Origin of the sequence: Neorhizobium sp. SOG26 (genome assembly GCF_003491345.1) — a bacterium.
Taxonomy (GTDB): Bacteria; Pseudomonadota; Alphaproteobacteria; order Rhizobiales; family Rhizobiaceae; genus Neorhizobium; species Neorhizobium turbinariae.
This window is the reverse complement of the sequence record NZ_CP025512.1, coordinates 477359-496643: the sequence shown is the minus strand read 5'-3', so window position 1 is coordinate 496643 and position 19285 is coordinate 477359. Positions and strand designations below refer to the sequence as shown.

18 protein-coding genes are annotated in these 19285 nt (G+C 62.4%); 9 read left to right on the top strand and 9 right to left on the bottom strand.

Annotation, left to right across the window (positions count from 1 at the left end; translation table 11 throughout):
- Window positions 1-267: 267 nt before the first annotated feature.
- The 3 genes from smc to CYG48_RS02325 all read right to left on the bottom strand — a co-directional run bounded on the left by smc (window position 268) and on the right by CYG48_RS02325 (window position 5126).
- The gene (gene smc, locus CYG48_RS02335; RefSeq protein WP_118848907.1) at window positions 268-3729 is read right to left on the bottom strand and encodes a chromosome segregation protein SMC; all 3462 of its coding nucleotides are present in this window, start codon (window positions 3727-3729) and stop codon (window positions 268-270) included.
- 39 nt (window positions 3730-3768) lie between these two features.
- Window positions 3769-4473: a DsbA family protein gene (locus CYG48_RS02330; RefSeq protein WP_118848906.1), complete on the bottom strand. Its 705-nt coding sequence runs from the start codon at window positions 4471-4473 to the stop codon at window positions 3769-3771.
- A gap of 137 nt (window positions 4474-4610) precedes the next feature.
- The gene (locus tag CYG48_RS02325) at window positions 4611-5126 is read right to left on the bottom strand and encodes a DUF721 domain-containing protein (protein WP_118851447.1); all 516 of its coding nucleotides are present in this window, start codon (window positions 5124-5126) and stop codon (window positions 4611-4613) included.
- A 93-nt stretch (window positions 5127-5219) separates the two neighbouring features.
- On the opposite strand from CYG48_RS02325, the gene mutY reads away from it, so the two are divergent.
- Both mutY and CYG48_RS02315 read left to right on the top strand, forming a co-directional pair.
- Window positions 5220-6308 (top strand): A/G-specific adenine glycosylase, encoded by a 1089-nt coding sequence (gene mutY, locus CYG48_RS02320; RefSeq protein ID WP_118848905.1) that lies wholly within the window; start codon window positions 5220-5222, stop codon window positions 6306-6308.
- A gap of 19 nt (window positions 6309-6327) precedes the next feature.
- On the top strand, window positions 6328-6945 hold the full coding sequence (locus tag CYG48_RS02315; RefSeq protein WP_118848904.1) for an HAD family hydrolase: 618 nt from the start codon (window positions 6328-6330) through the stop codon (window positions 6943-6945).
- Between the two features lie 12 nt (window positions 6946-6957).
- On the opposite strand, the gene CYG48_RS02310 is transcribed toward CYG48_RS02315, so the two are convergent.
- Window positions 6958-7728 carry a S24 family peptidase gene (locus CYG48_RS02310; RefSeq protein ID WP_199925189.1) on the bottom strand — a complete coding sequence of 257 codons (771 nt, stop codon included), beginning with the start codon at window positions 7726-7728 and terminating at the stop codon, window positions 6958-6960.
- A gap of 216 nt (window positions 7729-7944) precedes the next feature.
- On the opposite strand from CYG48_RS02310, the gene CYG48_RS02305 reads away from it, so the two are divergent.
- Window positions 7945-8259, top strand: a complete 315-nt coding sequence (locus tag CYG48_RS02305) for a hypothetical protein (protein WP_118848902.1) — start codon at window positions 7945-7947, stop codon at window positions 8257-8259.
- Window positions 8260-8380: 121 nt separating this feature from the next.
- Here the strand turns inward: CYG48_RS02305 and CYG48_RS02300 are convergent, their stop codons facing one another.
- Window positions 8381-9511 carry a site-specific DNA-methyltransferase gene (locus CYG48_RS02300; RefSeq protein ID WP_118848901.1) on the bottom strand — a complete coding sequence of 377 codons (1131 nt, stop codon included), beginning with the start codon at window positions 9509-9511 and terminating at the stop codon, window positions 8381-8383.
- Between the two features lie 137 nt (window positions 9512-9648).
- On the opposite strand from CYG48_RS02300, the gene CYG48_RS02295 reads away from it, so the two are divergent.
- A complete protein-coding gene (locus tag CYG48_RS02295; RefSeq protein ID WP_118848900.1) occupies window positions 9649-9945 on the top strand; it encodes a nucleotidyltransferase family protein in 297 nt (98 codons plus the stop codon).
- Window positions 9946-9958: 13 nt separating this feature from the next.
- On the opposite strand, the gene CYG48_RS02290 is transcribed toward CYG48_RS02295, so the two are convergent.
- The gene (locus tag CYG48_RS02290; RefSeq protein ID WP_118848899.1) at window positions 9959-10306 is read right to left on the bottom strand and encodes an antibiotic biosynthesis monooxygenase family protein; all 348 of its coding nucleotides are present in this window, start codon (window positions 10304-10306) and stop codon (window positions 9959-9961) included.
- Window positions 10303-10632, bottom strand: coding sequence for an NIPSNAP family protein (locus CYG48_RS02285; protein WP_118848898.1), 330 nt, complete (start codon window positions 10630-10632; stop codon window positions 10303-10305). Before CYG48_RS02285 ends, CYG48_RS02290 begins: the two co-directional genes overlap by 4 nt.
- Window positions 10633-10703: 71 nt before the next feature.
- Between CYG48_RS02285 and CYG48_RS02280 the strand changes: the two genes are divergently transcribed.
- Both CYG48_RS02280 and CYG48_RS02275 read left to right on the top strand, forming a co-directional pair.
- The gene (locus CYG48_RS02280; protein ID WP_118848897.1) at window positions 10704-11384 is read left to right on the top strand and encodes an ArsR/SmtB family transcription factor; all 681 of its coding nucleotides are present in this window, start codon (window positions 10704-10706) and stop codon (window positions 11382-11384) included.
- 108 nt (window positions 11385-11492) lie between these two features.
- A complete protein-coding gene (locus CYG48_RS02275; RefSeq protein WP_118851446.1) occupies window positions 11493-12182 on the top strand; it encodes an HAD family hydrolase in 690 nt (229 codons plus the stop codon).
- Between the two features lie 6 nt (window positions 12183-12188).
- Here CYG48_RS02275 and CYG48_RS02270 read toward each other — a convergent pair whose 3' ends face one another.
- Window positions 12189-15077: an autotransporter outer membrane beta-barrel domain-containing protein gene (locus CYG48_RS02270; RefSeq protein WP_118848896.1), complete on the bottom strand. Its 2889-nt coding sequence runs from the start codon at window positions 15075-15077 to the stop codon at window positions 12189-12191.
- Window positions 15078-15200: 123 nt separating this feature from the next.
- On the bottom strand, window positions 15201-15770 hold the full coding sequence (locus CYG48_RS02265) for a PilZ domain-containing protein (protein ID WP_118848895.1): 570 nt from the start codon (window positions 15768-15770) through the stop codon (window positions 15201-15203).
- A gap of 146 nt (window positions 15771-15916) precedes the next feature.
- Between CYG48_RS02265 and thrC the strand changes: the two genes are divergently transcribed.
- From thrC to CYG48_RS02250, 3 genes are read left to right on the top strand one after another with little or no spacing between them, the layout of a single operon-like run.
- A complete protein-coding gene (gene thrC / locus CYG48_RS02260) occupies window positions 15917-17308 on the top strand; it encodes a threonine synthase (protein WP_199925188.1) in 1392 nt (463 codons plus the stop codon).
- Between the two features lie 34 nt (window positions 17309-17342).
- The gene (locus CYG48_RS02255; protein WP_118848893.1) at window positions 17343-18641 is read left to right on the top strand and encodes a M16 family metallopeptidase; all 1299 of its coding nucleotides are present in this window, start codon (window positions 17343-17345) and stop codon (window positions 18639-18641) included.
- 30 nt (window positions 18642-18671) lie between these two features.
- Complete coding sequence (locus tag CYG48_RS02250; protein ID WP_118848892.1) at window positions 18672-19283, top strand: GNAT family N-acetyltransferase; 612 nt, start codon at window positions 18672-18674, stop codon at window positions 19281-19283.
- Window positions 19284-19285 lie beyond the last annotated feature (2 nt).

Genomic DNA, 19285 nt, shown 5'->3' with positions numbered 1-19285 from the left:
ATGGCGGCAGGATTATGTTGCGCCGCAACAATAATGGATGCGTGGGAGCGTGGCGGAAAATAAAGCTTTGCGGGGCCGGATCACAGGCGGCCCCGCAAAGCTTTCCGTTCGGGACAGGAAACCCGAACGGGGGGTAGGAATTTCTGGAGCGGCTGGAGGGCCCGCTCTCGACTCGTCATCGAATGTTCATAACAAAACACCTTTAGCGTGTTTTTTGCATCCCCCAAATGGGTGATTCGACGTATGTAACTACCGAGATGGTTCGTTCTAGCTCGCCTCACGCATCAGTTCTGCCGTCTGAAGATCAACCGAGACCAGTTGCGACACGCCCTGCTCCGCCATCGTTACGCCGAACAGGCGGTTCATGCGGGCCATGGTGATCGGGTTGTGGGTGATGATGATGAACCGCGTTTCCGTGGAAGCAGCCATCTCGTCCATCAGGTTGCAATAGCGTTCGACATTGTGGTCATCGAGCGGGGCGTCCACCTCGTCCAGCACGCAGATGGGTGCCGGATTGGTGAGGAAGACCGCGAAAATGAGCGCCATCGCCGTCAGCGCCTGCTCACCGCCGGAAAGCAGCGTCATGGTCTGCGGTTTCTTGCCTGGCGGGCGCGCGAGGATTTCGAGACCTGCTTCGAGCGGGTCGTCCGATTCGATCAGCTGAAGCTCGGCCGTGCCACCGTTAAACAGGTGGGTGAAGAGGCGCTGGAACTGCGTGTTCACGACGTCAAAAGCGGCAATCAGCCGTTCGCGGCCTTCGCGGTTCAGGCTCTGGATCGCACCGCGCAGCTTGCGGATCGCATCGATCACGTCGGCGCGCTCGCGCAACAGGATCTCGAGCTTGTCGGAAAGCTCCTTCTGCTCTTCTTCGGCGCGAAGGTTGACCGCGCCCAGCCGCTCGCGCTCCATGCGCAACCGGTCTAGCTCACGCTCGATGTCGCGGACATCCGGCATGGCCGCATCGGGCTTCTGTCCCGCGACGCGCAGAACCTCATGCGGCGGAACACCCAGCGCTTCGCGGATGCGCTCTTCCGTCTCATGGCGTTTTTCGGCCGCAGACACGAGGCGTTCTTCAGCGCGGCCGCGCTTTTCACGGGCTTCGGCCAGTTCCGACAAGGCCGTCGCGGCGACACGATCCACCTCTCGCTGGCGCTTTTCCGCTTCCACCAGCCGATCGGCGGCCTCGCGGCGCACCTCTTCGGCCTTCTGCAATTCGTTGACCAGCGTCCGGCGCTTTTCGTCGAACTCTTCCGGTGCGGCTTCAAGCTCGATGATCTCGTCGCGCGCTTCTTCCTCGCGCTCGCGCAGGCTTTCGATATGGCTTGCGGCACTTGCCGCACGCGCGGTCCAGGACGCCCGCTCCTGGGCGATCGCCGACAACCGCCGCCGACGTGCCTCGGTTTCGCGGCTGAGGCCTTCGAAGCGGGCCCGGGCTTCGGCAAGGTAACCGCGATCGGTCGCGACCACCATCTGCTGTTCGCGAAGTCGGTTGTCGAGGTCAGAAAGATCTGGCGCGTCTTCAAGCTCGACGCGGGCATTCTCCTCCTGCACGCCAAGATCCTCAATCTGCGCGTTCAACTGATGCACGGCTTCGGCGACGACATCGCGGCGGCGCATCAAGTCGGCGGAAGCTCGTTCCGCGGCCGTCAGCGCCTCGCGGGCATCGGCAAGCTGGCGGGCGGCAAGCCGGGCGCGGTCGCGGGCTTCCCCAAGCTGGCGCTCGTGGGCTGCGGTGCGGGCCGCGGCCGCCGTCATTTCCGCTTCGCTTTCGGAAAGGACGATGCGTGCCTCGTCGATCTCCGCTTCAAGTTCCGACAAGCGATTCTTTTGCGAAAGGCGAAGTGCGGCGGCACCCGGCGCCTCCGAGCCTGTGACGTGTCCGTCCCAGCGATACACGGCCCCTTCGCGGGTCACCAGCCGCTGCCCGGGCTTGAGCAGCGGCATGAGCTTGGGCGCGTCCACATCCGCGATGATGCCGATCTGCCCGAACGCGCGCAGAAGCTCCGGCGGAGCGGTGACATGCGCGTCGAGCGGCTCCACCCCTTCCGGCAGGGCGGGGTCATCGGCGGGCGAGCCATTCAGTGACCAGTAGGTTGGGGCGCTGCTGTCGACCGGGCTTTCGAGATCGTCTCCGAGAGCGGCACCAAGTGCTGCCTCGAACCCGCGATCGACGCGGATCATCTCCGCGACCGCGGTAAATTCGCCCGGCGTCGCGCCGGCGGCCAGCATGCGGCCGATGGTGCGCGCTTCCGTTTCCAGCGCATTCAACGCTGAACGCGCCGCTTCGACAGGGGCGCGCGCCTCATGCTCCTGCGACCGAGCCGAGGCAAGTGCAGCTTCGGCATCCTCGACGGCGATGGCTGCATCCTCGACGGCAAGCTCGGCCGCCTCTGCCGCTTCGCGCTTTTCCTGCGGATCATCGAGCCCGGCAAGCTTATCGTCGATTGCGGCAAGTTCGGCATCGGCGTCCGCCAATTGCCGCTCCAGACGGCCGCGGCGATCACCGAGGTCACGGATCAGCCGCTCCAGCTGGTTGCGCCCGGCAGCGGCTTCGGCGCGTTCAGCGGTGAGATCCGCGAACAGCTTCTCGCTGGCGGCAAGGCTTTCGGTCGCGGCATCGAAGGCAGCCTTCAGCTCTTCGGCTTCGGCACCTGCGTCGGCGACGATCTCCTGAAGCTCCGCCTCTTCCTGGTCCAGCCGCTCAAGGAACGTCGTGTTCTCAGCGGCGAGCTGCTCTTCGCGGCGAATATCCTCCCCGAGCTGGACAAGGCGGCGGGAGAGTTCATCGCGCCGTTTCAGGAGGCGGTTGGCTTCTTCCTCCAGCTGCCCGCGGGCGATCTGCAGGCGCTGCAGGGTGGCGCCTGCCTTGGCTTCTTCTTCGCGCAGTTCCGGCAGCTTCAGGCCAGCCACAGCCTGGTTCTTGGCGGCTTCCATCTGCGCCTGCGCCTTTTCGGCGACGACCATGGTTGCCTGGTTCAGCGCGCTTTCGGCCTCGCCCTCGGCCTCCTTGGCCTGCACCCAGCGGATATGCAAAAGCAGCGCCTCACGCGCGCGGATATCCGCCGACAGCATCTTGAAGCGGTTCGCCTGCCGCGCCTGGCGCTTCAGGCTCTCGATCTGGCTTTCCAGTTGGGCGAGCACGTCGTCGAGGCGTTCGAGATTGCCTTCGGCGGCCCTCAGCCTCAGTTCGGCTTCGTGGCGGCGCGAATGCAGGCCGGAAATACCGGCCGCTTCTTCCAGAAGCTGTCGACGTGCCTGCGGCTTTGCCTGGATGAGCTCGCCGATGCGTCCCTGCCCCACCATGGAGGGCGAGCGGGCGCCGGTGGAGGCGTCTGCGAACAGAAGCTGGACATCCTTGGCGCGCGCTTCCTTGCCGTTGATGCGGTAGACGGAACCGTTCTCGCGCTCGATGCGGCGCGTAACCTGGATCTCGTCGGCATCATTGAAAGCGGCCGGCGCCGTGCGATCTGAATTGTCGAGGTGAAGGCCGACTTCGGCCGTGTTGCGGGCCGGACGGTTTCCCGAGCCCGAAAAGATAACGTCGTCCATGCCGGACGCACGCATGTTCTTGTAGGAGTTCTCGCCCATGACCCAGCGGAGCGCTTCCACAAGATTGGATTTGCCGCAGCCATTGGGGCCAACGACGCCGGTCAGCCCCCGCTCGATGATGAACTCGGTCGGCTCGACAAAGGATTTGAAACCGACGAGGCGCAGCTTGTTGAATTTCATGCCGCGCCCCTCGCCTCACCCGTTCGGGGAGAAACGTCCTTATGCCAGGCTGTCGAAAAGCTTCGACATGGACTCAACCGAAATATCTCCAGTGTACTTCTTCCCGTTGATCAGGAAGGTCGGCGTGGAATTGACGCCGAATTCATCAGCCCCGCGTTTTGTTACCGCGTTCACATCATCGAGAAGCTTCTGGTTCGTCAAGCAGGCTTCGAAACTCTGCTGTGAGTAACCTGCAAGCTTGACCGCCTGAAGCAGGGCGTTGCGGACATTGCCGTCAGCCGGGGCGGCCCATGCGCGCTGCTGCTTGAACAGCATCGAGATCATGGCGAAGTACTGCTGCGGTGCCGCCATCTGCTGGGTGTCCTGCGGGTTGCAGCGGGCCAGCATGAAGGCTGCGGTCGCAACCGGATCGAACGGGAACTCGCGCACGGTGAAGCGCACCTTGCCGGTGTCGATATACTTGGTCTTGATCGCTTCGAACGTCTTGTTGTGGAAGTTCGCGCAATGCGGGCACGTCATCGACATGTATTCGATGACCTGGATCGGCGCGTTTTCTTCACCGAGCGTCATATCCGGCAACGAACCCGGCTTCAGCGCCGCTGCCATGTCGACATCACCCTGGGCTTCCGGCAGTTCCTGCGCGAAAGCCTGGCTGGCGCTCAGCGGCAGCGCGAGGCACAGCGTCATTGCAGCCACTCCACCGAGAAGTGCGCGCCTGGTCGTCGTCATATCGTTCATCTGCATGGAACACCCGTGTGCAAGAGATATAAAATTACCTGACAATCCCGTATCGCGGCGCCCGAGCGCGAACAAGCTGCCGGAAGCCAACTTCCTTCAAAGAATTGTGACAAATCCGAGGTAGTCGGACTGCCGGCCAAGGATCAGCGCCGCTTCTTCTGGAGAACCGCGGTGCCCAGCCGCTCCACGGCCTTGCGCAGTGCGTCGCTTTCGATGCCATCCATCATATCCTCCAGACGCCGTGCTGCCTCGCCCTTCAGCGGCGGCGGCTTGCGCGGATGCTTGAAGGTCTGCGACACCGGTTTTTGGACGATGCGGATCTGCCGCACTGCCGGGAAGCCGAAGAACCCGTTGATGCGGGCGATCAGCTCGCCCTGCGCATGGCTTAAAAAGAGAGCGCGCGCGCCCTCGCAGGCAATCGTCAGCACGCCCGGCTGGTAACCTCCGCCGCTGCTGCTCATGCCTTCGTCACGGCCCAATCCACCTCTGGGCCATGTAATCTTTTCGGGCCGCGTGCAATCGGCAAAGTCTTCGCCGGCGATCTCGTCCCAGGATCCGAGCAGCGAGGTGGAAATGCCGGCGCGGCGCGCCAGCACCGGATCAACGATGCCGTTCGCCACTTCGGAGATCTGCATCTCCCGCTTTTTCGGGTGGTTCATGATCGTCACCAAATTCTCAGAGCCTGCGGCCGCGCCGGTTCTTGATGCCGGCGCATTCCACTTCCAGATATAGGTGATCTCCTATAACGGCAAATGATGCTGCAGAATTCTCCCAAACCACATGCCGAGCTGATCCTGGCCTGGTACGACCGCCACCACCGGGAATTGCCGTGGCGTGTCAGCCCATCCGCTGCCAGGGCCGGCAAGACGGCTGACCCGTACCATATCTGGCTGTCGGAAGTGATGCTGCAGCAAACGACGGTGCAGGCGGTCAAACCCTACTTCAACAAGTTCCTGTCGCTCTGGCCCTCCGTCAACGATCTCGCCGCAGCACCGGTCGAAGATGTCATGGCCGCCTGGGCTGGCCTTGGTTATTATGCGCGCGCCCGCAACCTGAAGAAATGCGCCGAAGCCGTCGCGGCCGAGCAGGGCGGCAAATTTCCGGACACCGAAGCGGGGCTGCGGGCGCTTCCGGGGATCGGCGATTACACGGCAGCGGCCGTGGCGGCGATTGCCTTCAACCGCCAGGCGGCGGTGATGGACGGGAATATCGAGCGCGTCGTCTCCCGCCTTTACGCCATCGACGCGCCGTTGCCCGGTTCCAAGCCGGTGATGAAGGCCAAGGTGGTGGAACTGACGCCGCCGGATCGGCCGGGTGATTTTGCCCAGGCGATGATGGATCTCGGTGCCACGATCTGCACGCCGAAGCGGCCGACCTGCGCGCTCTGCCCCTTCCGTGATGTCTGCCTTGCCTTTGCCGAACATGATCCGGAACGGTTCCCCGTGAAGGCGGCAAAAAAGGAAAAACCGGTGCGCCAAGGCGCGGCCTTCGTGGCCGTCACCTCGGATGGCGAGATCCTGCTGCGCCGGCGCGTCGACAGCGGCTTGCTCGGCGGCATGACCGAGGTGCCGACCACGGCCTGGACATCACGGCTTGACGGCGGCACCGCGACCGAACACGCGCCATTCGCCGCCGCTTGGGAGCCTTGCGGCACGGTAGTCCATGTATTCACCCACTTCGAACTGCGGCTCAGCGTCTTCCGCGCAAGGACATCGAGGGTAGAAAGTACCGACGGATGGTGGGAGCCGGTAACCAACCTCGACGCACAGGCCTTGCCGACGGTGATGAAAAAGGCGATCAGCCAGGCTGTTCCACTGGCATTTGCGCCAGCCAAACCCTGATTGAGCCTCAAGGACCGACATGCCCCAACAGATCGACCACATCGTCTTCGACATCGGCAGGGTGCTGATCCACTACGATCCGAACCTGCCCTATAGCCGCATCATTCCCGATGAGGAGGAGCGCAAGTGGTTCTTCGAGAATGTCTGCACCCATGACTGGAACCTGGAGCAGGACCGCGGCCGCAGCTGGGCGGAAGCCGAAGCGCTGCTGATCGAGCGTCATCCGGACCGGGAAGAGCATATCCGCGCCTTTCGCAAGCATTGGCACGAGATGGTCTCGCATGCCTATGAAGACAGCGTCGCCATCATGGAAGCGCTGATCGCGCAGGGACGCGACGTGACGATGCTCACCAACTTTGCCGCAGACACCTTTGTCGAAGCGCGCAAGATGTTTCCGTTCCTCAACAAGCCGCGCGGCGTGACCGTTTCCGGCGAAATCTTCCTGATCAAGCCGGATGTGGCGATCTACGAGAAACATGCCCGTGACTTCAACCTGACGCCGCAGGCGACACTGTTCATCGATGACAGCTATCCGAATGTCGAAGGCGCGCGCGCTGCCGGCTGGCAGGCGGTGCATTTCATCGATGCACCGACGCTGCGCAAGGATCTGGCGGAATACGGCATCGAGTTGCCATAAAGCGGATCCCGCCTAACCAACGTCCGGGAACCGCACCCGGCCGACAACCTGAAGGCGGGGCACGTCCGCCTTCTTGATCCGCTTCGGCGGATAGGCCTCGCCTTTTTCCGCCAACAGTTGAACGCTGCCGTTGCCCATCCGGCGTACGCGCCGGATGCAGCGGTTTTCCTCCAGATCGACGACATAAACTGCGCCATCGGTGAGCTGACGATCGCCGATATCCACGAAGACCGGCGAGCCCTTTGGTATGGCGGGCTCCATCGCAGCATCCGGGGCGATCACCGGCAGCACCTGCTTCGGCTCCAGGTTGAGCAGGCTCCGGTACCACGGAAACAGCGCCGAGGTGGTGAGCTCGTCGGGCTCGGCAAATCCTTGCGGACGCGCCACCTCATCATAACCCGGCACATAAGCGACCGGCGGGTCGTCATATCGTGCGGCTGGCGTAGGCTCGTCGGAGATCGTGCCGTCGGGGTCGAGGAATCGCAGATCCTGGCCTTCGAAGATCCACCGGCTCGTCAGCGCCGACAGCGGCAGGTCGACATGCCCCAGCAGCGTCGCCAGTACCCTGTGCTTCGGCTCGCGGCTGCCATGGCGATAGTTGTCGATGGTATTGTCGGATACATCAAGTGCGGCGGCGGCCTTGTCCCGCCCACCGGCCATTTCGCAGAGGATCACCATCTTTGCCGCGATATCGCGGCGCTGCTCCGAAAGCTCCCGCCATTTCGGGCTGAACTTTTCGAGCCTCTTGGTGATCGCTTCGGCGACGCCCTCCTCAAGCTTCATGGCACACGCATCCAAGCAGCAGGCCATTTACAAGTGAATGTTTTTGGACTATTTCTGCCATTGCAATCACCAGTTACATACATCGAGCGCACTCGCGCAGCCGCAGCATCAGGACGAGCCACAACCGGAAATAGACGACGGATCGCAGATAGCTCGATAAAGAGTCAACAGAAATCGCCTTGCCGCGATTGCGGCGTGCTACGGCCTGCAATCTCGATGGATGAACGCACTTTCCTGCACCCCGAAAACCCGCTGTCCGGTGAAACGAGCATCGATGAGACGGATTTCGTGCGGGTGTTTTCGTTTGCCATCGAACAGGACCTGGGGAAGGTCGTCAGCCTCTCTCGTACCGGACGCTCGGTGAAGGTGGTCATCCGCTATGCCCAGACAGAAAACGCTGATGAAACCGAGGAGAGTTTCGAGGCGGACGGTCCGATGTCGCTGGTGGAAGCGGTCAGCGGCATCTACTTGACGAGCAGTTGTGCGCTGCTGTCGGATCGCGTGAGGCTTCGCCGGACACGCTTTTTCTGATGACGATGCAAGTCTGGAAGGAAAATGACGCCCGGGTCAACCCCCCGGGCGTCAATTTCCTCGTCCGGGACTAGAGGTACAAAACCGGACAAGGAATTCGTGACCTGGCAGAACCGGTGGATCAGTCCATCTTTGCCATGTCGTTTCGGATCACTGCGCGAAGATCGTCGATCGGCCGCAGGCTCTTGCCGTCGTCGAAATGCCAGAACGTCCAGCCGTTGCAGGCATCAAAACCTTGCACCTTGGCGCCGAGGCGATGGATCGATCCCGCCTCCCCGTTTGCGGCAAGCGTGCCGTCGGCGCGCACGATGGCGCTGTAGCGACGCTTGGCATCCGTCAGGACCTGGCCGGGCTTTACGAGCCCGCTTTCCACTAGAACGTTGAAGGCAACCCGCGGCTCGGCCTTCTTGCCGGTCATTACGACCAGTTCGGCCTTGCCGAGCGGCTCGACCGCAGCAATGCGGGCGGAAGCCGCATCGATGTAATCCTGTTCGCGCTCAATGCCGACGAAGTTGCGGCCAAGGCGCTTGGCAACAGCACCGGTGGTGCCGGAGCCGAAGAAGGGATCGAGAACCACGTCGCCCGGCTTGGTGCAGGACATGATGACGCGCGCCAGCAGCGCCTCGGGCTTCTGGGTCGGGTGGATCTTCTTGCCGTCGTTGCCCTTCAAGCGCTCGCCACCCGAGCAGATCGGGAACAGCCAGTCGGAGCGCATCTGGACGTCGTCATTGGCGGCCTTCAGGGCGTCGTAGTTGAAGGTGTAACCCTTCGACTTCGCGTCGCGGCTCGCCCATATCATCGTCTCATGGGCATTCTGGAACCGACGGCCCTTGAAGTTCGGCATCGGGTTGGTCTTGCGCCAGACGATGTCGTTGAGGAGCCAGAAGTTCAGGTCCTGCATGATCGCGCCGACGCGGAAGATATTGTGGTAGGAGCCGATCACCCAGATCGTGCCATTCGGCTTCAACACGCGGCGGCAGGCGAGCAGCCAGGCGCGGGTGAAGGCATCATAGGCATCAAAGGAAGCGAACTGGTCCCACTCATCGTCCACGGCATCGACCAGTGACTGGTCCGGCCGGTGCAGGCTTCCGCCGAGCTGGAGGTTGTATGGCGGGTCCGCGAAGATCGCATCCACGGAGTGGTCCGGAAGGGCTTCAAGGGCGGCAACACAGTCGCCCTTGATAATGGTGTTGATCCATGTCGCCGGGCGAACCTGCTTTTTCAGATCAGCCAGAGGAAGAACTGCCGCCATTGGTTACTCGCTACGCTATACTCGTTTACTGGCTGTTATGGTTACCTACTTTGGTTACCAAAGCCTGAAGCCGTGTCCGATTTCGCGAAAAATGTGCCCGCTGGCATGACGGCCCCAAGCGCGCTACATTCAGGGCCATGAGGAAGGAAGAAGCGCTCGACAAGCTCAAACAGCGTGCGGAGGCCGTGCGGGCGCTCGGCGCGACGTCGCTTTACCTTTTCGGCTCGGTCGCGCGCGACGAGGCAGGCCCAGACAGCGACCTCGACCTGTTTATCGACTATGACCCGTCCAGGAAGTTCTCTCTGGTCGACCTCGTCGGCATCAAACTGTTTCTGGAGGACGAACTGTCGACGGATGTCGATGCGACAACGCGCAGCAGCCTCCATCCGCGCCTGAAGGAAAAAATCGAAAACTCCGCAGTCCGGGTGTTCTAATGGGCACCAACCGTTAAACCGCATGCACGTCCCGACTGTCGGCCGGCGCCTCTGCCCGTTCAATCATGCCATAGTCCCGCACGATGTGGCCGATGCGCAGGCGATAGTCGGCAAAGATGCCGCCCCGGCCCGCCTTCTGCGCCGCCCGATGCGCCTCGACATTGCGCCAGGCGCTCACGGCTTCCTCGTCACGCCAGAAACTCAAGGACAGCAGCTTGCCGCGCGTCGTCAGGCTCTCGAAGCGTTCAATGGAGATAAAGCCGTCGATCGTCTCGAGCTCGGCGCGCAAGTCGCCCGCAAGATCAAGGTAGCGATGCCGCTCGCCGAGGTAAGGCAAGACTTCGAAGATGACCGCGATCATGGCTTGGTCCCTTCGAGGTGTGGGGTGGAAAGGTTCTTGAGAAAGATCCGGTCCTCCTTGAGGATGAAGCGTTCGCGCTGGGCGAAAACGTAGTTTTCCTTGCCCAAGGGGTCGGCCGACAGACGCTGCCGATAAGCCTCGTAGGCGGCGAGGCTTTCGATGTTGTAGACGCCGTAAGCCGTGGTGGCAGAACCCTCATGTGGCCCGAAATAACCGATGAGATCGGCACCGCATCGCGGGATGCACTGCCCCCAGTTGCGGGAATAGTCTGCAAAAGCCTGGCGCTTGAACGGGTCGATTTCGTAGCGGATGAAACAGGTAATCATGGTCTTCACTCCTTCGTGCCGCCTCGTTCTCGCACATTGCGGAACGTGGATGCTTCGGTTAGGATCGAAGTATGAAGGAAGGTCCGGACATTGCCCGCATCGGCACATTGATTGGCGACCCCGCCCGCGCCAACATGCTCACCGCATTGATGGGTGGCCAGGCGCTGACCGCAACGGAGCTGGCGCAAGCGGCCAGCGTCTCGCTGCAGACCGCAAGCTCGCACCTCTCAAAGTTGCAGGACGGCGGGCTGATCACCCAACGCAAGCAGGGCCGGCACAGGTATTTTGCCCTGGCGGATGCGGCGGCAGGTAGCCTGCTCGAAAGCATCATGGGTTTTGCTGCCAGCCGAGGGCATCTGCGCCAACGGCCGGGCCCCAAGGATCCGGCTCTGCGCAAGGCGCGCGTCTGCTACGACCACCTTGCCGGAGACTACGGCGTACGGATCCTCGACAGCTTCATCGCCCGCGAGGTGATCGAAACGGATGGCGAGAACCTGGCGGTGACGGAGAGCGGACGGCAGGCCATCAGCGAACTCGGCATAGACCTGGAAAAGCTTGCGCCAAGTCGCAGGCCACTCTGTAAATCGTGCCTCGATTGGAGCGAAAGGCGGTCGCATCTCGCCGGCACGCTTGGCAAGGCGCTGTTCCAGCACTTCCTCGACAACGGCTGGGCGCGGCGCAGCAGTGAAAGCCGCGCAGTGCTGTTCACGCCCGAAGGCGAGCGTCGGTTCCTTTCGCTGTTTCCCCTCTAGAACCGGCTCCTCGCCCCGCTGACAGCAGCCATGCAGGACTGTCGATTGAGCTTTGGCGGCCGGCGGTATAAGAGGCCCGTGACCAATTTCCAGGACAAGGCATCTTCCATGAGCGGTTTCGACCTCATCATCTTCGACTGTGACGGCGTGCTCGTCGATTCCGAAATCATTGCGGCCCAGGTCGAATCCCGGCTGCTGACGGAGGCGGGTTATCCGATCAGCGTCGAGGAAATGGGCGAGCGCTTTGCCGGCATGACCTGGAAGAACATCCTGCTGCAGGTGGAAAAGGAAGCGAACATCCCGCTGTCGGCCTCGCTGCTGGACAAGTCGGAAAAGCTGCTCGACGCAAGGCTGGCGCGAGACGTGAAGATCATTGACGGCGTCAAGTTCGCGCTGTCGCGGCTCACCACCCCGCGCTGCATCTGCTCGAACTCAAGCTCGCACCGCCTCGACATGATGCTGGAAAAGGTCGGCTTGAAGCCATATTTCGCGCCGCATGTGTTTTCCGCCAAGGATCTTGGCGCCGATCGCGTGAAACCGAAGCCCGACATCTTCCTGCATGGTGCAAAGCAGTTCGGCGTGTCACCGGACAAGTGCCTGGTGGTCGAGGATTCGGTGCACGGCATCCATGGTGCAAGGGCGGCCGGCATGCGCGTCGTCGGCTTTACCGGCGCGTCACATACCTATCCCAGCCATGCCGATCGGTTGACCGATGCCGGCGCCGAAACCGTGATTTCGCGCATGAGCGACCTGCCGGCGGTGGTTTCCGCGCTGGTGGAATGGGAAGGCGCGCTCTGACCGCGGTCAGAAATCCACACTGAGATTGGCCTTGAGCGCATGCGCGGCGAGATCGCCGGCGAACTCGCCGCTATAGGTGAACTTCAATCGCGCGGTTCTCGACAGTTGCGCGGTGACGCCCGCCTCAACGACGGCGCTGTCGCGCGCCAAGGTCACACCTTCGATCATGAACGGGCTTGCGCCTGCGAAGGCTAGCGCCGTTGATGGCGCTAGGTCACCGACGCCACGGCGCCATCCGAACATGCCGGAGAAGGTCGCCGGAAGTTCACCCGGAATATCAGCCGACCAGCGCAGGCCAAGCGTCGCAAGGCCAATCCCCTCGCTGCCGCCCCGTCCGGTCAAGGCCGCTGCGCCACCGCTTTCGGTAAAGCGGTCGGTATCGAGGTGGATATAAGCGAGATTGGCAAAGGGCTGCAGCACGACATCGCCAGCCGGTACGGTCCAGGCGAGATCGCCAAACACCTGCGCCGTGCGGCTGTCGTAATTGGCCTTCAGGCGATCCGAGAAGTTACCGAAATCGATGGAGCGGTCCGTCGAGACCTGATTCCAGGCATAAAGCGCGCCACCGGTGAAGGTCAGCGGCTGCCAGTCGGCAACGGCATAGAGGCCGGCATGGTAGCTCTCGACATCTGCCTCGCGCCCTGCCCAAGTTTGGCTGTAGCCCAAGAGACCGCCAAGTCGAAGGCTATCAACAACTTCGCCATCCGCACCTGCCACCAAGCCACCGGTCCGGCCGGTAAAGCCGGACGCATTGCCGTCGCTCCCGAAACGCGAGGAAGCGCCGAAAGTCGCTAACCACAGGCTGCCACCGCCAAGTTCGACTGTTGGTGCAGCACCGGTAGCGCGGTCGATGATCGTGTCGCGCAGGAAGCGGCTATCCTGGAACAGCGCGCTCTTCAGTGATGCATGGGTCTCGCCGCTGAGCTGGCTGAAGGCAGAACGGGCGGTGCCGGCGTCGAGCGGCAGGATCGAGCTGAACAGCGGATCAGTTGGGTCCAGCGCCTCGACTGCAGCGGCGGTGGCGCGACCATTGGCGGTATCGGCGACATCGGCAAAGGCGACAGTATTACGCTCGATTTCCAGCGAGACGTCGCCTGCCCCATAGGTCACAGTGGGAGACAGGAAGGCGAGATCAGTCGTCACCGTGTCGAATTCGCCGGAAACGCTGCTGCCGGTCAGCAGAGTGTAGATCGTGGTCGGCGCGTAGCTGCCGCTTGCGGCGAAGATTTGGAGCGTGCCGCCGTTGATGGTCACAGCACCGGTTGCGTCAATGCGATCGGAGAGACCCGTAGGATCGATATCGGCGCGGTAAGTGGAGTCAGCCTCGAAGGTGACGTCACCGGTAACGCTGATCGTCGCGAAACCCGGTCCCGGCGAAACGACGCCCCCTGCCCCGACGGTCAGCCCACCGATGGACCCCGTGCCCGCCAGGATGCCGCCAGTATAGATCGCGACCGTGCCAGATACTGTGCCGTCGTTCACCACCGTGCCGCCTGTTACGGTGGCTGCGCCCGCAATCGTGCCAGTATTGGCAAAACTGCCGCCGGCATTGGTGAGCGAGGTCATTGTGCCGTCGTTCGAGCCCGTTCCGGCATTGCTCACGGCACCGGCGCTACCGGCGGAATTGTTGACGAAGGTGCCGCCTGCCGCGACGTCCACGTCCGCCATTGCCGAATTGTTCGTCACCGTGCCGCCGGTGACGGTGGTGGTTCCGGTGATGGTGCCGCCCGCATTGTTGCTGAAGGTGCCACCGGTGTTCGTCAGTGCCGCGACCGTTCCGGCATTCGAGGCGGTGCCGGCATTGGTGACGACACTGGCCGTCGCACCGAGATTGTTGACGAATTCAGCGGCCTCCGCAACGTCGACATCCGTCACTACGAAGTTGTTGGTGACCGTGCCCCCCGTGACCGTGGTCATGCCCGTGATGGTACCGCCGTTGTTGTTGGTGAACGATCCGCCGGTATTATCGAGCGAGGCGATCGTGCCGCCGTTCGAGCTTGTCCCGGCATTGGTGACCGCTCCGGCAGTTGCACCCGCGTTATTGATGAAGGCGGCGGCTTCCGCGACGTCGACATCCGTCACCACGAAGTTGTTGGTGACCGTGCCACCAGCGACGGTCGTGTTGCCGGTGATGGTGCCGCCCGAGCCGTTGGTGAATGAACCGTTGGTATTGTTGAGTGAGGAGACGTTGCCGGCGTTGGATGCCGTCCCTGCATTCGTCACGGCGCCGGCCGTTGCGCCGCTGTTGTTGGTGAAGATGCCGGCGGAGCCAACATCGACCGCATTCAGCGCACCGTTGTTGGTCAGCGATCCGTTCTCGACACCGGTCGCACCCGTCACGGTGGCCGTCGCATTGTTGGTGACGATGCCGCCCGATGTGATGCCGAGATCCCGGAGCGTCCCGTTGTTGGTGAGGGTGCCGCCGTTGATCCCGGCCTGGCCGTCGACAGTGCCATCGTTGATGAAGGTGCCGCCGGAAGCGTCCACATCGCCGGCCAGCGTGCCGGAGACGCCAAGATAACCGCCGGTCAATCCGACATTGGAGTTCAATTCGCCACCGGTCGAAACCTCGACGCGGCCCGTGCCGGAGATCTGGGTGCCATCCGATACGGTGAGATCTGCATCGACCTTCAGCGTACCGCCGGAGACATCAAGAGTGCGCACTTCGGCGCTGCTGCCGGCGATGGGCGTACCGGACGGAATGACCGCGGCATCACCGGCGCCGGGCGCCGCCGGGGCAGTATCCCAGTTGGCGCCATCGGAAAAATCGCTGCCGCCGGCGCCGGTCCAAGTGGACTGCGCCACGGCTGTCAAGGGAGGAAGGACAGCGAGCGACAGGAGCGCCGAATAAAGGCGCAGCCGTGGTCTTGCGCCCGAATCCTTCGCCTCAGCCATTGCTTCATTCCCTAACGTCAGAAGACGCCGAGGGCTCGAGCCCTCCGCGATACATTCGTCAGGGTAGGAATTTATGGTTAATCAGGCTTTAACGCCGGGCGTAATGCGGCGTCGAGCAAACCATCAGCCGCGACGGTTCGGGCGCTTGGTCGTGGTGCCGGTGTCGAAGCCAAGGCGAACGCGAGTGAAGCGCGAAGCGCCACCCTGACTGTTCGGAATCTGCACGTCCGGCTTGTTGAAGATGAACTGCGTGGCACCGGCTGGAATATCCACCGGGAAGGCGACCTTCTGGGAGGAAACGACGGTGTCACCGTCCAGCACTTCGACCAGGACCGGCAGCGTCACGGGACCGGGCGACCCGGCCGGGCCCTGCACGAGACGGCCCTGTGCGACCACGTTGATCGTCATGGTGGTTTCGTTTGCCGTGCATTGGCGCGTCGCATCGGCGAGCGAGGCCTGGTAGAGAAGCTTTTCCGGGGTCTTTTCGCCGCCGCGGGCATAAGCCTGGTAGATCGCCGTCTGCTCAAGCATGACGACCTGCGGGCAATAGGCCTGGACAACCGGGGTTGCGGCCGGCTGGGCGGATGCCTGGGCCGTGGGTGCCAGGCCTTCGGTTGGGGAAGAAGAGTTGCAGCCTGCAAGAGCCGCTACCAGGGAAACCGCCAGAAGACCACGCGAAAACTTGCCAGACACGCTACTCAACCCTCTTCCATCCCAGTGATGACCTCGATACGGTCATGGTTCTTGGCGAACCGGAGCGTCATAATCCGGTCTTTCACCACCCATTTCGATGGTCTATATCAGCGGCGCGAATAAAAATCGATTGGGGATTGAAGGTCGTGGACTACATTTCTACCCGGGGCGAAGCTCCAGCCCTCGGATTTCGTGATGCGCTTCTGGCCGGCCTTGCCCGGGACGGCGGTCTTTATGTGCCTCGTGAATGGCCGACCCTCTCGAAGAAGGAGATCCGCGGCTTCCGCGGCAAGTCGTACCAGGAAGTCGCCTTCGAAGTCCTGAAGCACTTTGTGGACGGCGAGATCCCCGACGACAAGCTCAAGGACATGATCGGCGAAGCCTATGCCACCTTCCGGCACCCGGCCGTGGCGCCGCTCGTGCAGGTCGGGCCGAACGACTTCGTGCTTGAGCTCTTCCATGGCACGACGCTGGCGTTCAAGGACGTTGCCATGCAGTTGCTTGCGCGGCTGATGGACTACGTGCTGGCCGAGCGCGGCGAACGGGCAACCATCGTCGGGGCCACTTCGGGCGATACCGGCGGCGCGGCGATCGATGCCTTCGCGGGCCGCGAGCGCACCGACATCTTCATCCTTTTCCCGCATGGCAAGGTTTCCCCTGTCCAGCAGCGGCAGATGACGACCTCGAAGGCCGGCAACGTCCATGCCCTCGCCGTCGAGGGTAATTTCGACGACTGCCAGAACCTCGTGAAGGAGATGTTCAACGACGTCGCCTTCCGCGAGCGCGTCAGCCTGTCGGGCGTCAACTCGATCAACTGGGCGCGCATCATGGCGCAGGTGGTCTATTACTTCACCTCGGCCGTGGCGCTCGGCGCACCGGACCGCAAGGTCTCCTTCACGGTGCCGACCGGCAATTTCGGCGACATCTTCGCTGGCTATGTGGCAAAGAAGATGGGCCTGCCGATCGACCGGCTGGTGATTGCCACCAATGACAACGACATCCTGGCGCGCACGCTGAAGACCGGTCGCTACGAGATGAAGGGCGTCAAGGCGACGACTTCGCCCTCGATGGACATCCAGATCTCGTCCAACTTCGAACGCCTGCTGTTTGAATCCTACGGCCGCGATGCCGCCGCCGTGCGCTCGTCCATGGCAAGCCTGAAACAGTCTGGCGCCTTCGAGATCAAGCCGGACACGCTGAAGGCGATCAAGCGCGAGTTCCGCGCCGGCCGCGCCACCGAACGCCAGGTTGCCGCGACCATTCGCGAAACACTCGACGCCACCGGCTACCTTCTCGACCCCCATACTGCCACCGGTGTCTTCGTGGCGCAGAAGAACGCCCGGCCGCTGAGCCCGATGGTGACCCTTGCAACCGCACATCCGGCCAAATTCCCGGCCGCGGTAAAATCCGCTTGCGGAATTGATCCACCCCTTCCATCATGGCTTGCTGATCTTATGCAAAGGGAGGAGCGCTTCGATATCTTGGAGCCTGAGCTTAAGGCCGTCGAGTCCTTCATCGACCAGCATGCCCGCGCTTGAGTGCTAAGTATCGGCGGCGCCGGAAAGAAAAGATATGACTGTAGAAATCACTCGGCTCGCCTCCGGCCTGACTGTCGTCACCGAAAACATGCCGCATCTGGAGAGCGTCGCGCTGGGTGTCTGGATCAAGTCGGGATCGCGCAACGAGACGGAAGATGAGCACGGGATCGCCCATCTTCTGGAACATATGGCCTTCAAGGGCACCAGCCGCCGAAGCGCCCGCGACATCGCCGAAGAGATCGAAAACGTCGGCGGCGAACTCAATGCCGCGACCTCGACCGAAACCACCTCCTATTATGCCCGCGTCCTGAAAGACCATGTGCCGCTGGCCGTCGACATCCTGGCCGACATCCTTACCGAGTCGGAATTCGACGAGGAGGAGTTGCGGCGCGAAAAACACGTGATCCTGCAGGAAATCGGCGCGGCAAACGACACGCCGGACGACGTGATCTTCGACCGCTTCTCCGAGGTCGCCTACCGCGACCAGACGCTCGGGCGCCCGATCCTGGGAACGCCGGAAACCGTCAAGAGCTTCACGCCGAACCAGATCCGCAACTACCTGTCCCGCAACTACACCACCGACCGCATGTTCGTGGTGGCCGCCGGCGCCGTTGATCACGATGCTTTCGTGAAGCAGGTGGAAACGCGGTTCGCAAAGCTGCCGACCAAGCCGAGCGCCCAGCCGGTCCTTGACGTCGCCCGTTATGTCGGCGGCGAGGTTCGCGAGGTTCGCGACCTCATGGATGCGCAGGTACTGATCGGCTTTGAGGGCAAGGCCTACCACATGCGCGACTTCTACTGTTCGCAGCTTCTGGCGAACATCCTGGGCGGCGGCATGTCCTCGCGCCTCTTCCAGGAAGTGCGCGAAAACCGTGGCCTCTGCTACTCGGTTTATGCTTTCCACTGGGGTTTCTCCGATACGGGCATCTTCGGCATCCATGCCGCGACCGGCGCCGATGACCTACCGAAACTCGTGCCGGTGATCCTCGATGAACTGCGCAAGTGCTCGGAAACGGTGCACCAGCAGGAAATCGACCGGGCCCGCGCCCAGATCCGCGCCCAGCTTCTGATGGGACAGGAAAGCCCGGCTGCGCGCGCCGGACAGATCGCCCGGCAGATGATGCTCTATGGCCGCCCGATCCCCAATGACGAGATGATGGAGCGGCTCGCGGGCCTCACCACCGAGCGCCTGACGGACCTTGCCGGACGGCTGTTTTTCGATACAGTTCCGACATTGTCAGCGGTCGGTCCGATCGAACAACTGGCGCCATTGGCGGAGATTACCGCAGCGCTGTCTTCGCCGGGCATCGAGACCAAGAAGGCTGCCGGTTAATCCGGCAACACCTGCCCGGAGCGCAGCAGAATGTCGAAGTCGGTGTTTCGGTTTCTTTCGCGACAGCCGGAAACGCCCGAGCTTCTTGGCGAAAACCATCTGCTCCGCCTCCCCCGTTATGGCGACTACAAGCAATGGCAGCGGCTGCGCTCCGAAAGCCGCAACTTCCTGCAGCCGTGGGAGCCGATCTGGCGCAGTGACGAGCTGACCGAAAGCGCCTTTCGCGCCCGTGTCGTGCGCAGCGGCCAGGAATATTCCTCCGGCCTTGCCGTACCGCTTCTTGTCTTCCGGCGAGAGGACGAGATCCTCGTTGGCGGACTGACGATCGGCTACATCCGCCGCGGTGCTGCGCAGAGTTGCATGATCGGATACTGGATGGGCGAGCGATATGCCGGTCAGGGCCATATGTTGGCCGCATTGCAGGTGGCTATCCCCTACATCTATACCGGACTTCAGTTGCACCGGATCGAGGCAGCCTGTATTCCGGAAAACTGGAAAAGCATCCGGCTTCTCGAGAAGGCCGGCTTCGAACGGGAAGGTCTTTTGCGCAAATACCTCAAAATCAATGGCGAATGGCGCGATCACGTGATGTTCTCCCGCTTGTCCGAAGACGGTGATCCGAGGAAGCTCCAAAAGCCATGACC

What these genes read in the sequence shown, in the direction of transcription:
- smc (WP_118848907.1), bottom strand. Translation starts at nt 3,729, where the DNA reads ATGAAATTCAACAAGCTGCGCCTCGTCGGTTTCAAATCCTTTGTCGAG.
- CYG48_RS02330 (WP_118848906.1), bottom strand. Translation starts at nt 4,473, where the DNA reads ATGCAGATGAACGATATGACGACGACCAGGCGCGCACTTCTCGGTGGA.
- CYG48_RS02325 (WP_118851447.1), bottom strand. Translation starts at nt 5,126, where the DNA reads ATGAACCACCCGAAAAAGCGGGAGATGCAGATCTCCGAAGTGGCGAAC.
- mutY (WP_118848905.1), top strand. Translation starts at nt 5,220, where the DNA reads ATGATGCTGCAGAATTCTCCCAAACCACATGCCGAGCTGATCCTGGCC.
- CYG48_RS02315 (WP_118848904.1), top strand. Translation starts at nt 6,328, where the DNA reads ATGCCCCAACAGATCGACCACATCGTCTTCGACATCGGCAGGGTGCTG.
- CYG48_RS02310 (WP_199925189.1), bottom strand. Translation starts at nt 7,728, where the DNA reads ATGAAGCTTGAGGAGGGCGTCGCCGAAGCGATCACCAAGAGGCTCGAA.
- CYG48_RS02305 (WP_118848902.1), top strand. Translation starts at nt 7,945, where the DNA reads ATGGATGAACGCACTTTCCTGCACCCCGAAAACCCGCTGTCCGGTGAA.
- CYG48_RS02300 (WP_118848901.1), bottom strand. Translation starts at nt 9,511, where the DNA reads ATGGCGGCAGTTCTTCCTCTGGCTGATCTGAAAAAGCAGGTTCGCCCG.
- CYG48_RS02295 (WP_118848900.1), top strand. Translation starts at nt 9,649, where the DNA reads ATGAGGAAGGAAGAAGCGCTCGACAAGCTCAAACAGCGTGCGGAGGCC.
- CYG48_RS02290 (WP_118848899.1), bottom strand. Translation starts at nt 10,306, where the DNA reads ATGATCGCGGTCATCTTCGAAGTCTTGCCTTACCTCGGCGAGCGGCAT.
- CYG48_RS02285 (WP_118848898.1), bottom strand. Translation starts at nt 10,632, where the DNA reads ATGATTACCTGTTTCATCCGCTACGAAATCGACCCGTTCAAGCGCCAG.
- CYG48_RS02280 (WP_118848897.1), top strand. Translation starts at nt 10,704, where the DNA reads ATGAAGGAAGGTCCGGACATTGCCCGCATCGGCACATTGATTGGCGAC.
- CYG48_RS02275 (WP_118851446.1), top strand. Translation starts at nt 11,493, where the DNA reads ATGAGCGGTTTCGACCTCATCATCTTCGACTGTGACGGCGTGCTCGTC.
- CYG48_RS02270 (WP_118848896.1), bottom strand. Translation starts at nt 15,077, where the DNA reads ATGGCTGAGGCGAAGGATTCGGGCGCAAGACCACGGCTGCGCCTTTAT.
- CYG48_RS02255 (WP_118848893.1), top strand. Translation starts at nt 17,343, where the DNA reads ATGACTGTAGAAATCACTCGGCTCGCCTCCGGCCTGACTGTCGTCACC.
- CYG48_RS02250 (WP_118848892.1), top strand. Translation starts at nt 18,672, where the DNA reads ATGTCGAAGTCGGTGTTTCGGTTTCTTTCGCGACAGCCGGAAACGCCC.